Origin of the sequence: Nocardia cyriacigeorgica NBRC 100375 (genome assembly GCF_000308555.1) — a bacterium.
GTDB classification, from domain to species: Bacteria; Actinomycetota; Actinomycetes; order Mycobacteriales; family Mycobacteriaceae; genus Nocardia; species Nocardia cyriacigeorgica.
In genome coordinates this window covers 1-14,381 of sequence record NZ_BAFY01000190.1, presented here as the reverse complement: position 1 = coordinate 14,381, position 14,381 = coordinate 1, and the positions used below count along the sequence as shown (strand labels likewise).

The following is a 14,381-nucleotide window of genomic DNA, read 5'->3' as shown; positions in this document are numbered from 1 at the left end:
AGAAACGGCGCTGTCATCCAGTGGATGACAGCGCCGTTTCGTTTGCGCTGCTGAGTCGGCGGTCAGCGGACGGGCCGCTCGCCGAGGAGACTCAGAGGTAGGCGCCGCACACCGGCCAGGCGCCGGGGCCCTGGGTGGCCAGCACGTTCTCGGCCACGCGGATCTGCTCTTCGCGGCTCGCGTTGTGCGCGTAGCCGGTGCCACCGTTGGCCTCCCAGGTGCTCTGCGAGAACTGCAGGCCGCCGTAGTAGCCGTTACCGGTGTTGATGGACCAGTCGCCGCCGCTCTCGCAGGCCGCGACAGCGTCCCAGTTGCCCGAGTAGGCCGAAGCGGTGGCGGTGGAAAGACCGAACGGGACGGCAACGAGAGCCCCAGCAATGGCGGTCAGGCCGAGGGCGCGGGTGCTGAACTTCCGGTTCTTAGTCATGTGGTTTCCCTCCCTGTGCCCACCAGCGCGGCGGATGTTCTCTCCGTCGGCCCCTGTCCCCAGGTGTGATGTCGGGGTACTCCGAACCGCGGGACAGGGTCTCCGGTGTTCTTCGGTTCGGGTTCGAGCCCATCTCGGTTTGATCCGGGCCGTGGCAACGACGGTAACGAACAAATCTCGTTCGATCACGTCTTGATAACTTCCAATTTATTGCCGGTGAATCCACGTGAATCGGTAGCATTAGAACGTATTCGCTGGTGAGAAACCGGATTCGCCCGTACCCAAAGGCGATTGTGATAACACCGTTATGTGTTCGGGATCACTCCGAAATCGTTGCGCCGGTCACATGATCGGCCCGCTTCGGAGGCTCGCTATCGACTGGCAACCGCGTCCAGGGGTTCATGGCCGGGGTGGCCGGCCGACGGGGGTGGCGGTCGGCTCGGGCTGTCGGCCAGTGCGTCGACCATGTCGCTTCGCGGTCGCCGGTCGTCGTCCGTCCGGGCACCGCCAGCGGCTAGATGAGGGCCCGGTTGACGCGGAAACCGTGTTTGACCTGCCAGTTTGCGATCGTCGGGAACCCGTGTGTAATGTTGTGTTCACCGACGCGGGGTGGAGCAGCTCGGTAGCTCGCTGGGCTCATAACCCAGAGGTCGCAGGTTCAAATCCTGTCCCCGCTACTATCGGCCCGGCCCGGAGACATCAGTCTCCGGGCCGGGCCTTTTTTCTATGTCCGCCCAGGAAGCGGCCGTGTGTCGTGCTGCTGTCCGGGTGTGCGCCGATGCGCGGGGCCCCGATCGGGGGCCGGCAAGCTTTCAGCAGTTCGGTCATATGACCGATTGCCGCTCACCGAGAGCTGATGCAGAGCTATTCGCCGCGACCGCCCACGCATAATCGAATGTCGCTGCGCTCACTCGCCAGGCACCACCACCGTGCCTTCCGCAATGCGGACATGCTTCTGTTGCGATCCGGCATCGGCACCGAGCTCGGCGCCGCGCTGACAGCTCTCCGGCCGGCCGGCAGGTGACGGCTCGAGTCGGTTCGCTCGATACACAACCATGCCGCATCGACTCATCACCGCCCGAGGCGATCCCAGTATCCGCACACCACGGTTGAGGCACCCGGCCTGACGAGCTCGGCGCGAACCGGAGCCCAGGCGGCACTCGGCCTGGCTCCGCCGCACCCTGCTGACCACCTGAAATGTCCCGGCGCCACAGTCGATTACGTTCTCGGGCCGCAGGTGTGTAAGCTGGTGTTTACCGACGCGGGGTGGAGCAGCTCGGTAGCTCGCTGGGCTCATAACCCAGAGGTCGCAGGTTCAAATCCTGTCCCCGCTACAACAGTGGCCCGGAACCCAGGTTCCGGGCCACACCCCTATTCGCCCCCAGCCGGCCGAGTTCTGCGAGCGACTGCCTGGCCTCGAGCCGAAGGGTGCTCGATCCCTGGGGCGAAGCGTTTCCCGCGATTCGGTAAAGACGCTTCTGCAACGCAAGAATTCGACGCCGGGTCGAAAGCGCCGATCAGCGCCGGTGCCCGATCTCAGTATCTGTCGCAGTCGGCAGAAGACCTGTGCCCGAAAAGGATTCGGCGATTCGAATTCGCCTCATTCGGTAAGACGAAAAGCGTCGCCTGGACTTCGCGGACATCGCCTGCTGTGAACCACCATCCCGGTGAGTGGGACACCGGCTGAGCCGGATACGGCGGTGGGTGTGAAATAGCCGCTCTCTCAGCAGATAACGCATACCTCTTCCGTGTATTCGGGGAGTTCGGGCGAGGTGCGGCCACGCCCGCCGGTTCGCTCCGGTCCGTACTTCCTAGCCGCGTCACCAGGGCGGTTCAGGAGAACGCAAGGGTTCGTTACGGCATCGTGACGATCGGTCGGTCGGCCGCCGTCCCCTCGCCTCCAGATGTGAAACACGAATTTTCCAGAACTCCTGGACAACGGTCCAGTCGCGTGCTTCCCTGTTTCCCAGGCGGATATCCGCCCGAGGGCGAACCACATTCGCCTGATGAGGATCGTGTAATCCCGGAGATCTTCCGGGAATTCTGGAGGAACAATGCTCCCTGGTATTCGGACGGGTGCCGTGATCGCTACCGCGACGCTGGCCGTCGCGGGATTCGGAGTCGCGGCCGGCGCGGGAACCGCGGCGGCCGACACCTGCTCGGTGCGCAGCCACGCTACCAAGCGAGACGCGAGCACGGTTGGCGTGACGCACGTCTATGACAAGATCGCCAGCAGCGAGTCGGTCGGCATCGGCACCACCGTGACCTACACGGTGATCGTCGGCACCACCGGTATCGGCAACCCCTACGTCAACACCATCACCGATTTCCCGCCGACCGGCTTCGCAGCGCCGGTCAAGGCGACGATCACCGCCTATCACGCGGTGGGCGGGCAGCGAACCGAAGCGGTGACGCCCGAGCCGAACGCCGGTGGGTGGAAGGTCACCAGCACGGGCTGGTTCGTCAACTCCGGTAACCCGGTCACCTTGAATATCACCTATCCGGTTCCCGGCGACCTGCGGGCCGGGCAGCAGGTCACCAGCGGTGGCGTCGGAGTCGCGGGCACGGTCGGGGTCGGTGCCGAATTCCCGAACCTGACCGCCTGTTTCACCGCTCGTAAGCCGAATCTGGGCGAGGGTGCGCTCGGCAGCATGGATGACAACGGTCTCGGATCCTCCGACGGCCAGCTGAGCTCCACCGGCTCGATCGCCGACATGCTCGGCGCGGTGCTGCGCAACATGCTCGGCAGCTAGCGCCCACCGGTGTCCGGGCGGGCGTTGCGCGGCGGCCGCCCGGGCCTCGGGCGCATGGCCACGGTGGCGGTGCCCGACTCGGTACACTGCCTGGCATGTCGGTGGTGTCGCCACAACCGCAGATGCCGGAGGCCGTCAGTGGCTATGAGGCTCGCTGGGAGCGGCACAACAGCGAGCGCCAGCTGACGATCCTGCGGGCCGCGGTCGAACTGCTCGAGGAGAGTCCGCCCGGGGCGGACATCGCGGTGCACCGCATCGCCAAACGCGCCGGTGTGGCCAAATCGGTCGTGTATCGGCAGTTCAGCGGACGAGAGGAACTGGACCGGCGCATCCGTTCCTATCTGATCGACGATTTCGCCGCCGAGCTCGACGAACAACTCGACATGTCCACCGGCTCGGTACGCGAGATCCTCACCCGCACCATCCGCGCGGTCGCGGACTGGATGTCGGACCATCCGCGGCTGACCGAATTCGCGCGGACCGGGCCGCCCTTCGGGGGCGAGGACACCGTCGACGCCGTCGCCAGCCTGAAACTGCGGATCGCGGCCCGCGGCAGCGAGCTGATCGCCACGGTCGCTCAGCTGATGGGCACCGACTCCGCCCCCTTCGAATCGGTGCCGTTCGCGGTCGTGACGATGGTCGAGGGGGTGCTGTCGGCCTGGGTGGCCGACCCGGCGCCGGACCGCACCAGAGCCCAGGTCGTCGACGAACTCGCCACCATCACTTGGTTCGTGCTCGACGGTGCGGCCAGGACCAGTGGTATCCAGGTCGACCCGGACCGCGAACTGGCCTCGATTCTGCGCGATTTCACCGAGTCCGGCGCGACCACGGGCTGACCCGGCCGTGGTGGTCGTGACCCGCGGGCGGCGGGCCACGACCGCGGCTCAGGCCGCGTGCCGGAGCCGGCGATCGGGCTCGCTGCGGTAGCGCGCGTAATCGCCGTCGATGCCGAGCGCTTTCCACAACCGCCGCGTGACCGGGTTCATCAGCCCGATCTCGTCGGCCAGTGCCCGCATATCGCCGAAATAGCCGGACAGGATCTTGCGTGATTGCGGGCTGCGCCAGAACGCTTCCTTGATCACCTCGCGGGGAATGTCGAACTTCTCCGCGAACGACCGCGGCGGCGCGATGATCTCACCGGCGAGCCAGCGCATGGCCAGCGGGAACGCGATCGCGCAGACCTGGGTGGTCACCGGGTTCATCTTCGCGATGTGCGCCTTGAGGAACTCACCGGCGAACGAGATGTGCCGTGCTTCCTCGGCGATGTGGATCTCCATGGTGCGCAACACCATCGGCGGCAGATTCGCGCCATCGCGGATCAGCGCCTTCTGGAAGTGGTCGATCGGTTCCTCGCCGCCGAGGATGCCGATGAACAAGATGACGTGCGCGTACCCGCCGGCCACGCCGATGAACGGCGACAGCGCCCGGAAGATCGGCCGCATGCCCGGCACATCCACGCCGATCCGGTTGACCAGCTCCTGGAACATCTGGATGTGGTTGCACTCTTCGGTCATCTCGTGCAGGCAGTAGCGGAACTCCGGCGACCCGTTGGGCAGCTTCATGATGTACTGCATCATTCCGCGAATCAGGATCGTCTCGAACGCGGCGCCGACCTTGATGGAGTTGGCGATGCGCCAGCGACCGATCTCGATCTGCCGTTCGAGCGGCTGGCTCCGATACCACGCGGTGGCGCCGAGCGGATCGATCTCGGGCGAGAGAACCCAGCGCGGGTCTTTCGGGTCCAGGGCCAGTTCCGGCGAATCCCAGTCGATGTCCAGATACGGGTCGAAGCGCCGGTTGACCGACCCCTCCGACAGCGTTTGCAGGGCATCCCGGTAGTCCTTACCGACTTCCTGGGTGAGCGGCACAGTCGACGACGTCATCGGAGTCTCCTCGTGCGTGTGGTGTGGGTCTCGCTATAGACCAATTTACTGAGACTTGGCGTCCCAGTAAACCCCACATACAGGCCGGTATGAAATTGATGCCGCGGTCAGTGATGGGAAGCCGTCTGATCAGGAGGAACGTGCCAGCAGTGCGGTCCGTGGTTCGCCTTCGCTCACGACACGGCCGCCGCGCAGGTGTACGCAGTGGTCGGCGCGCAAGGCATCGTCCAGGTCATGGGTCGCGTGCACCACGGTCACGCCCGCTGCGCTGACCTCGGCGATCGCGCGGGTGATCTGTTCGCGGGCCTCGAGGTCGAGTCCGGTGGTCGGCTCGTCGAGCAGAAGCAGCCGAGATTGCTGGGCCAAGGCCTGGGCCAGCAGTGCGCGTTGGCGTTGCCCGCCGGAGAGGGTGTCGAGGCGCCGGTCGGCCAAGCCGGCGATGGCGAGGCGATCGAGGCACTCGTCGATGATCGCGTGGTCGGCGCCGGTGAGCCGCCGCCATGGCCCGCGATGGGCCCATCGTCCCATGGCCACCGTTTCCCGGACGGTGATCGGCAGGGTCGCGGGCACCGCGCTCTGCTGCACGACCAGTGCGGGCCGCAGACCGTCGCGTCCGGTGATGGTTCCGGCCAGCAGGGGCACCACGCCGGCGAGTGCGGCCAGCAGTGTCGATTTGCCGGACCCGTTGGGGCCGAGTAGTGCGGTGACCTTGCCGTTCGGGAGCGTCGCGGTGACCTCGTGCAGTACCCGGTTGCCCTGGTAGCCCGCGCTGAGTCCTGCCAGCCGGATGTCCGGTGGTTGCACGATGCGACTCCCGTCACTTAACTTATAATGAAAATCGTTTCCATTCTAGGGTGTCGCATCATGGATTGGCTATTCGCCCCGTTCGAGGTGTCTTTCGTGCAACGGGCGGTGTGGGGCGGATTGCTGGTCTCCTGCCTGTGCGCGATCGCGGGCACGTGGGTTGTGGTGCGCGGCATGGCCTTTCTCAGCGATGCGATGGCCCACGGCATGCTGCCGGGTATCGCGATCGCCTCGCTGCTCGGCGGGAACCTGCTACTGGGTGCGGCGGTCAGCGCGACCGCGATGGCAGCGGGAGTGACTGTGCTGAGCCGCGATCGGCGCAGATCGGCCGACACCGGCATCGGTCTACTGTTCGTCGGCATGCTGGCCATCGGCGTGATCATCGTGTCGCGGTCGCAGTCTTTCGCGGTGGACCTCACCGGATTCCTGTTCGGTGACGTCTTGGCGACGCGGCAGCGCGACCTGCTGTTCCTGCTGGCCGCCTTGCTGATCGCACTGGTGGTGGCCGTGCTCGGGCATCGCGCCTTCCTCGCGCTCACCTTCGACCCGCGCACCGCGCAGACCCTCGGCTTGGCGCCGCGGCGCGCTCAGTTCGTGCTCGTCGGGTTGCTCACCCTTGCCATCGTGGCGTCGTTCCATATCGTCGGGACACTGCTGGTGTTCGGCTTGCTCATCGCGCCGCCGGCCGCGGCGATGCTGTTCGCCCACCGGATCCCGATGGTGATGGCGCTGGCGGCGGCGTTCGGTTCGGTCGCGACAGTGGTCGGGCTGCTCATCTCCTGGCATGCCGGGACTGCCGCGGGTGCGACCATCGCCGGGACCGCGGTCACGCTGTTCTTCCTGTCCGCGCTGGTCTCCCGGCTGCGGGAACGTCTGAACCTGCGTGCGGCCACCGCGCCGGTGACGGTGGCCGCGGCGCTGACGCTGGCCTTCCCTCTCATCGGGTGTGGTGCCGACACCGAACCCGCCGCTGCTGAGCCGACGCCGCACGGTTATGTCGCCGGTGCGGAGGAGACCGCCGAGGCGCAGCCGAGACTCGTTGTCGCCGAACGTGCTACCGGAGCGGTGCGCGTGCTCGATCTGATCACCGAGGAGGTGATCGAACTCGGTTCCGTCCCCGGCGTCACCGCGATCGCGGGCGACGGTCGCTACGGGTACCTGTCGACCCCGGCATCGACACATGTGGTCGACAGCGGCAGCTGGATGGTCGATCACGGCGATCACGTGCACTATTACCGCGCTTCCGCGCGGGAGGTCGGCCGATTCGACGCCGTTCCGGTCACGGCCGCCCACAGCGACAAGACGGTCGCGACCGTCAACCACGCAGCCGGGACCACCGTGCTGGATCGCACTGCCCTGGACCAGGGAGCGGTGCGGGAACAGGGCGCCATCCCGAACGCGTCCGTTGTGCCGTATGCGGGGAGGCTGGTGGTCGCGTCGCGTTCCGGCCGCGTCGAGGTGCGCTCCCGCGACGGCGCCGAGGTGACCGCGGTGGACGCCACGTGCCCCGATCCACATGGACAGGCCGTCACCCGCCGCGGCGTGGTGATCGGATGTGCCGACGGGGCGGTCTTGGTGGCCGAGCAGGATGCGCGCTTCGTCGCCACCAGGATCCCGTTCGCCGACGGCATGAGCGTGCCCGCGGATACCTTCTTCCATCGCCCCTCGAGCACCACCCTGGTGACGCGCTCGGGCTCCGACGGCGTCGGAGTACTAGATGTGAGTGCCCGGCGATGGACGCACATTCCCACAGGGCCGGTGGTCGCCACCAACACCGCAGGCGCGGGTACGCCGATCATCGCGCTCACCGCCGACGGCATCCTGCGCGGATACGACCCGGTCAGCGGCGCCGAGACCGCGCAGACGAAGGTGCTCGCCGCGCCGCTCGCGCCCGGTGCCGCGGCGCCGGTGATCGTGGTCGATGCCAACCGCGCCTACGTCAACGATCCGGCGGCGCGGGTCGTGCACGAGATCGATTACAACGACAACCTGCGGATCGCACGGACTTTCACCCTCGATATCGCACCGGAGCTGATGGTGGAGACCGGCCGATGAGCGTGCTCGCCCGAATGATCGTCGCGTTGCTCGCCGCGATGATGGCTCTCACCGGATGTGCCGATTCCGAACCGGACCGCGGCGCCGTCGTGGTGACCACCGACATCCTCGGCGATATCACCCAGGCGATCGTCGGTGACGCCGCGCCGGTGTCGGTGCTCATGCCGCGTGCGGGCGACCCGCATTCGTTCGCCGTTTCGGCGCAGCAGGCTGCCGGGCTGGAGCGGGCCGGGCTGATCGTGGCCAACGGCCTCGGACTGGAAGAGGGCGTGCTCCGCAATGTCGAGGCGGCCGCTGACGCCGGGGTGGCCACGGTGTACGTCGGGGCCGAGATCGACCCGATCGCCTTCGATTCCGGAGCCACGGCCGGGCAGCCCGATCCACATTTCTGGACCGATCCGCAGCGGGTGCGGCGTGCGGTCGAGGTCATCCGGGATCGGGTCATCGAGCAGGTGCCGGGAGTCGACGCCGACGTCGTCCGCGCGAACGCCGACCGCTATCTGGCCGAGCTGGACGGGCTCGCGGCCTGGATGACCCAGCGCTTCGCGAGCGTGCCGGCCGAGCGCCGCAAGCTCGTCACCAATCATCACGTCTTCGGCTATCTGGCACAGCGTTTCGGGTTCCAGGTGGTGGGTGCGGTGATCCCGAGTGGCACCACCCTCGCCTCCCCGAGCCCCTCGGATCTGGCGGAGTTGGCCGCCACCATCCGCGCGGCGGGTGTGCCGACGGTCTTCGCGGACTCCGCGCAACCGGACCGGCTCGCGCGGGTGCTCGCCGAGCAGGCCGGCGTGCAGGTCCGGGTGGTCGGGCTGCATTCGGAATCGCTGACTCCGCCGGGCGAGGGCGCGGGCAGCTACCTGGAGATGATGCGCGCCAATACCGACGCCATCGTCGCCGGGCTGGCCCCGTGAACCCCGCCGGTGCGCTCGCGCCGAGAACTTCAGCAGTACAACGGAAACGGAGCAACATGCGTACTCGGACCCGCACCACAACGGTGGCGCTCTCGGCCCTGCTCACCGCGACGGTCGCGCTCAGCGGCTGCGGCAGCGACGAGGCAGAGCAGGCGGCAGCGCCCGTCACCGCCCCGCTCGCGGCCACCTACGACGGCGGCATCTACCTGCTCGACCCGGACACCCTCGCGACCACCGGTGAGATCGCGCTAGCGGGCTTCAACCGGCTCAACCCGGCCGGCGACGACCGGCACATGCTGGTCTCCACCGCGGACGCCTTCCGGGTGCTCGACGCCGTCGACGGCCGGTTCACCGGGGTCGATTTCCCCGCCGCGAAGCCGGGACACGTCGTCGGTCATGCCGGGCGGACCGTGCTGTTCGCGGACGGTAGCGGTGAGGTGACCTCCTTCGATCCCGATCAGCTCGGCGAGGACAAGCCCGAGACCGAGGTGTTTCAGGCGCCCGCACCGCATCACGGTGTCGCTGTCGAAATGGCCAACGGTGACCTGGTGCTGACGGTCGGTACCGAGGAATCGCGCACCGGAATCGTGGTGCTCGACGCCGACCGCAAGGAGATCGCCCGCAACGAGGACTGCCCCGGCGTACACGGTGAGGCGACCGCACAGGGTGAGGCCGTGGTCGTCGGCTGCCAGACCGGCGCGCTGATCTACCGCGGCGGCACCATCACCAAGGTCACCAGCCCGACGCCGTACGGGCGCATCGGTAACCAGGCGGGCAGTGACGTCTCGCCCATCGTGCTCGGCGACTACAAGCAGGACAAGGACGCCGAACTCGTACGCCCGCAGCAGATTTCCCTGATCGACACGGCCACCGGCACATTGCGGCTGGTCGATCTCGGCACCAGCTACACCTTCCGGTCGCTGGCGCGTGGTCCGCGGGGTGAAGCGCTCGTGCTCGGCACCGACGGGAAGATCCACGTCATCGACCCGGTCGCGGGCACGGTCACCACGACGATCCCGGTGCTCGACCCGTGGCAGGAGCCGCTGGAATGGCAGCAGCCGCGGCCGGCGATCTTCGTGCGCGACGGCATCGCCTACGTCACCGATACGGCGACGAAGTCGGTGCACCGGGTCGATCTGGCCACCGGCACGGTGACGGCCTCGGCAAGCCTGCCGGAGACCCCGAACGAGCTCAGCGGCGTGCGTTCCTGACACCCGCGCATCGTGGTCGCGGGCCGTCGGTGGTTTCGACCGCCGACGGCCCGGCCGCATATCGAGGAACCCCACCGCGACCGTTTCGTGGTTAGGCTACCCATACCGAGCTATCCCTCCTGGTTACGGCCGTCGCGGCGGCAGGAAGAGGTGGATCTGATGAGCGGTGACGTCGAGCTCAGCGGTATCCCGCTGACGATGCTGTGGACGCTGCACAACCGGGCCGGTGAGTCGTTGCGCGCCGACGCGGTGCTGCGCGACCCGGAGTGCGTGCGCATCTACGAATCGATCGACTTCGACTACGAGGCGGCCTTCGGCACACCCGACGGCACCCACGCCGTCCGCTCGTTGCGCTTCGACGAGGCACTGCGTCCCTGGCTCGCCGCCCATCCGGGTGGTTCCGTGGTGGAACTGGCGGCCGGGCTGGAAACCCAGTTTCAGCGCTGCGACGACGGCAAGGTGCGGTGGCTGTGTGTCGACGTGCCCGAGGCGATCGAGATCCGCGAGCGCTACCTGCCCGCGACCGACCGCTGCCGTCATCTGCCGGTCAGCGCGCTGGACCTGTCCTGGCTCGACCACGTCGAGGATCCGCGGCGTGGTGTGTTCGTCTCGGCGCAGGGCCTTTTCATGTACTTCGAGCCCGACGACGTGCGCCGGCTCTGTGTCGCGATCGTCGATCGGTTCCCCGGCGTCGAGCTGATGTTCGACACGATTCCGCCCTGGTTCTCCGACAAGACCATGAAGGGCTACCGCAGGACACCCGCCTATACGGCCCCGCCCATGCCCTGGGGCGTCGAGCGCAGCCGCATCGAAGGTCTGCTGCGGCAGTGGAGTCCGAAGTTCGCCGACATCCGGGTGTCGTCCTACGGCCCGTCCCACGGTGTGCTCGCCGTGCTCGCGCCGATCTTCGACCGGCTGCCGGTACTGCGCGATATTCCGCCGAGCATCGTCTGGGCGCGGGCGCAGGGGTAGACGGCGCCGGCCGGCGCGCGGATTCCGGTAGGGAGCGCGTGCCGATATCCGGGCGAGCGTGCGCGCGAAGCGGTTCTCAGGACCGTTGCGGAACCCGTTCGCTGAACACGACGACCTGATGGATCCGGGGTGCGTCCGAGTCGAATTCCAGCGCGACCACAGCCCGCGCGCTGCCGAGCTCCACGCTCGTCGTGACCGACCGCCCTGCCGCGATCATCTTGCCGGCCCGCAGGCCCGCACCCGCCCATGCGGTGAACTCGTCGGCGGAAACGACCGTGCCCGCGGGACATTCGATGACCGTGCCGGCGCCGAGCAGTCTGCGTACGTGCGCGGTGTCGCCTGTGTTCGCCGCGTCGAACAGCTCCGTCGCCACGCGCTTGCCCGCCCGGCCGACGCCGGTGAATCCGCGCGCCATCCCCGCCGCACCGGCCAGGCCTTGATTGCGTACCAGCGCCGCGCCGAGCTTCATCCCGGCGCCGAAACCCCGTGCGCCGGTGCGTAGTAGCTGCGCCACCATCGCCGCCAGCTCCCAGTGCGCGGCGAGGTGGGTGATCCGCAGTTCGCCGTCGATCTCGGTCAGGTCGTAGCGCAGATGCATCGGCACCAGCACCTGCGCGCCGGTGGACATGGTGGTCAGGATGCTCAGATCGCGGACCACGACGGCCGGTCCGGTGAAGTCGTGGTCGACCCGGAACTCGATGGCATTGGGTGCGATGAAGGTGTCGTAGAAGCGTTCGATGGCCGCACGACCGGTATGCGGGCGGGCACCGACCGGGTCGCGCACTGTCGCATCGGCGGTGAACAGGCCGACCCACGCCTGCCGGTCATGGGCGGCGACCGCGCGAGGGGAGGCCTGTACTGCGGCGAGCAGGCTCGCACCGGATGCGTCCAAGGGCACGGCAACTCCTTCGTCGAACGAGCCGCGGATACGCGGCCCATCCCATGGTAGAACGAGTTCTAATTTCATGGCGTCGATGACCCGTTCCACCGCGCCGGTGCCCAGGTGAACAGGGGCTTTCCGCGCCGCCATGCTCTGTCACACTGGAGTAGTACCGAACCGCTCCCGTTCGGGAGTGCGTCGGCCGGACGAATGGAGGCCGGGCATGGGCAGCGCCGAAATCCAGCAGAACCTGAACCGTCTTTTCCAGACCATCCAGGCAGCGCTCTTCCTGCTGATCGTCTCGCTGTAGCCGGGCGGTTACGGCTCGAGGCCCGCGCGGATGACCTTCCCGGTGGCATTGCGCGGGAGCGCGGTGGTGGTGAGCCGCCACCGGGCCGGGACCTTGTAATAGGCCAGACGCTCGGCGGCGAACGCGCGCAACTCGTCTTCATCGGTGGCGGTGAGGTTCTCGACGACCACCACCGCGGCCACCGCCTGCCCCAGATCCGGATCCGGCACGCCGAGTACCGCGCTCTCCACCACCGCCGGATGCTCGTCGAGGCACTGCTCGATCTCGGTGGGGTAGACGTTCTCGCCGCCGCGCAGGATCAGATCCGAGCGTCGACCGGACAGGCGCAACCGGCCGTCCTCTAGCACGCCGATATCGCCGGTGCGCAGCTTGCGATCGGGGGTGATCGCGGCCGCCGTCGCGGCGAGGTCGTTCCAGTACCCGAGCATCACGTACGGTCCGTGCACCCAGATCTCGCCCTCCTCGCCGTCGGGCAGCTGAGCGCCGGTCTCGTCGTGGATCTCCACCGAGACCCCGAGCACCGGGCGCCCGACGGTGTCCGGGAACGCGGCGAGCTCGGCCGGTGCGGCCAAGGTTGCCGCCGTACTGCATTCGGTGAGGCCATAACTGGTGACCAGCGCGGTGCGGGCCACGGGCAGCTGCGCGCGCAGCCGCTGCTGCAATGCCGCCGATGACGGCGCCGAGTTCAGCGAGAACGCGCGCAGCGACGACAGGTCGTAGGCACCGAGATCGCATTCCAGCATCCGCGTCGCCATGGTCGGCATCGCGCCCCAATTGCTGACCCGCTCGCGCTCGATCAGCCGCAGCACCCGGTCGGCGTCGAACGAGCCCTGATGGATGACCGCCGTATCCCCGCTGACCAGGCGCGGGACGACCAGATTGTGCAGGCTGGCGATATGGAACAGCGGTGAGGTGAGCAGGAACCGCCTGCCGCCGTTGTCGGGGGTCCCGGTCAGTTCCGCCGCGAGCGCGTCGTTGAACCGGTGATAGCCGATGACGGCGATGAGGTTGCGGTGCGAATGCGTCACCCCCTTGGGGCGGCCGCTGGTGCCGCTGGTGTACAGGATGACGGCGGGATCGTCCTCGGCCACCGCTGTTCTCGGCAGCTCGCCGCCGGCGAACTCCGCGATCAACGCCGCGACGTCGTCTTCCATGGTGAGGACGGGGACGTCGATGCCCAGTTCGGCGACCCGGGCGGCGCGCTTGGCATCGGCGATCAGCACCGACGGCGTGGTGTGGCCGAGACCGTAGGAGATCTCCGGTGGCGCCCACCACGCGTTGTACCCGACCGCGATCGCGCCCAGGCACTGCGCGGCCCAGAACGCCACCACCCATTCCGGGGTGTTCGCGGCCAGGATGCCGACCCGATCTCCCTTGCCGACGCCGTAGCGATCGCGCAGCGCTCGAGCCAGCGCGCCCGCGGCGGCCGCGTGCTCGGTGAACGACAGTCGGGTCTGCTCGGTGACCAGGTAATCGCGATCGCCCCAGCGGGTCGACGCCGCGAGCACGTCGGCCAGGCTGCGTTCGCGGTGCACGAGCAACGGTGTCGGCGCGCCGAGCACCTGCTGCACCGTCATCTCGAACGGCCCACCGGGGCCGGTGAGCTTGCCGATGGCGGCCATGGTGAGCGCCTGCTGATCGACGGTTTCGGTCATCGCGGTTCCTGCCGTTCGTTTCTCCCGGACGCCTCGCCGACGCGTCCGGGCTTGCCTGTTCCGAGTCCGCACACCGGCGCACCCATTCCTAGAACGTGTTCTATTCTTATCGCAACCGGCGTGCCGTGGAAGCGGGATCGGCGCGATCGATACGGATCGGCCGAGCCTGTCCTCGCGTGCCCGCGGCGGGTGGATTCGCCGGGTTCGGGGAGAACCTGTCGGTGGGGTGCGGCATCATCTGTGCACGCAGGCCCCTTCACGAAACGCGAGAATTGCCCGGAGAGCCCCATGTCGTCGCCGCGAACAAAGTCCAAGAACACACCGCAACCCTTGTCGGACACCGAGATTGCGCAGATCGCCACCGAGATCGCTGCCGGTCGCCCGCCCATGGTGTGGTTCACCGCCGCGGCTGTGGGAATACCGGAAGGGCGCTCGGGCAAGGTCATCGCCCTCGGTGAGCCGTCCGACGGCGACTTCCTGCAGATCCGGCCCACCGGTTCCAAAGATGTGCTGTCCTTTT

Annotated in this window: 10 protein-coding genes, 2 tRNA genes and 2 pseudogenes; 9 read left to right on the top strand and 5 right to left on the bottom strand. The window is 67.9% G+C overall.

What is annotated here, in order from left to right:
- Positions 1–94: 94 nt before the first annotated feature.
- Positions 95–427 (bottom strand): annotated as a pseudogene (locus RJ05_RS18925) (transglycosylase family protein); the annotation flags it as partial.
- Positions 428–1,030: 603 nt separating this feature from the next.
- Here RJ05_RS18925 and RJ05_RS18920 point away from each other — a divergent pair.
- From RJ05_RS18920 to RJ05_RS18905, 4 genes are all read left to right on the top strand, one after another.
- Positions 1,031–1,104, top strand: a tRNA-Met gene (locus RJ05_RS18920).
- Positions 1,105–1,687: 583 nt separating this feature from the next.
- A tRNA-Met gene (locus tag RJ05_RS18915) sits at positions 1,688–1,761 on the top strand.
- Positions 1,762–2,508: 747 nt separating this feature from the next.
- Positions 2,509–3,180, top strand: coding sequence for a hypothetical protein (locus RJ05_RS18910; RefSeq protein ID WP_234012087.1), 672 nt, complete (start codon positions 2,509–2,511; stop codon positions 3,178–3,180).
- A gap of 95 nt (positions 3,181–3,275) precedes the next feature.
- The gene (locus RJ05_RS18905; RefSeq protein WP_228788608.1) at positions 3,276–4,016 is read left to right on the top strand and encodes a TetR/AcrR family transcriptional regulator; all 741 of its coding nucleotides are present in this window, start codon (positions 3,276–3,278) and stop codon (positions 4,014–4,016) included.
- Between the two features lie 48 nt (positions 4,017–4,064).
- Here RJ05_RS18905 and RJ05_RS18900 read toward each other — a convergent pair whose 3' ends face one another.
- Together RJ05_RS18900 and aztA are read right to left on the bottom strand one after the other, a co-directional pair.
- Positions 4,065–5,063: an AurF N-oxygenase family protein gene (locus RJ05_RS18900; RefSeq protein ID WP_036539020.1), complete on the bottom strand. Its 999-nt coding sequence runs from the start codon at positions 5,061–5,063 to the stop codon at positions 4,065–4,067.
- A 129-nt stretch (positions 5,064–5,192) separates the two neighbouring features.
- Positions 5,193–5,867, bottom strand: a complete 675-nt coding sequence (gene aztA / locus RJ05_RS18895; RefSeq protein WP_036539019.1) for a zinc ABC transporter ATP-binding protein AztA — start codon at positions 5,865–5,867, stop codon at positions 5,193–5,195.
- Between the two features lie 60 nt (positions 5,868–5,927).
- On the opposite strand from aztA, the gene aztB reads away from it, so the two are divergent.
- The 4 genes from aztB to RJ05_RS18875 all read left to right on the top strand — a co-directional run bounded on the left by aztB (position 5,928) and on the right by RJ05_RS18875 (position 11,016).
- Positions 5,928–7,922, top strand: a complete 1,995-nt coding sequence (aztB, locus tag RJ05_RS18890; RefSeq protein WP_036539018.1) for a zinc ABC transporter permease AztB — start codon at positions 5,928–5,930, stop codon at positions 7,920–7,922.
- A complete protein-coding gene (gene aztC, locus RJ05_RS18885) occupies positions 7,919–8,833 on the top strand; it encodes a zinc ABC transporter substrate-binding protein AztC (RefSeq protein ID WP_036539017.1) in 915 nt (304 codons plus the stop codon). Before aztB ends, aztC begins: the two co-directional genes overlap by 4 nt.
- Before the next feature lie 56 nt (positions 8,834–8,889).
- Positions 8,890–10,044, top strand: a complete 1,155-nt coding sequence (aztD, locus tag RJ05_RS18880; protein ID WP_036539016.1) for a zinc metallochaperone AztD — start codon at positions 8,890–8,892, stop codon at positions 10,042–10,044.
- Between the two features lie 159 nt (positions 10,045–10,203).
- Positions 10,204–11,016 (top strand): class I SAM-dependent methyltransferase, encoded by an 813-nt coding sequence (locus RJ05_RS18875; protein ID WP_036539040.1) that lies wholly within the window; start codon positions 10,204–10,206, stop codon positions 11,014–11,016.
- 76 nt (positions 11,017–11,092) lie between these two features.
- On the opposite strand, the gene RJ05_RS18870 is transcribed toward RJ05_RS18875, so the two are convergent.
- Both RJ05_RS18870 and casG read right to left on the bottom strand, forming a co-directional pair.
- Positions 11,093–11,914, bottom strand: coding sequence for a nuclear transport factor 2 family protein (locus tag RJ05_RS18870; protein ID WP_036539039.1), 822 nt, complete (start codon positions 11,912–11,914; stop codon positions 11,093–11,095).
- A gap of 300 nt (positions 11,915–12,214) precedes the next feature.
- Complete coding sequence (gene casG, locus RJ05_RS18865) at positions 12,215–13,861, bottom strand: steroid-24-oyl-CoA synthetase (protein WP_036539015.1); 1,647 nt, start codon at positions 13,859–13,861, stop codon at positions 12,215–12,217.
- A gap of 288 nt (positions 13,862–14,149) precedes the next feature.
- On the opposite strand from casG, the pseudogene RJ05_RS18860 reads away from it, so the two are divergent.
- Positions 14,150–14,381 (top strand): annotated as a pseudogene (locus RJ05_RS18860) (DUF6319 family protein); the annotation flags it as partial.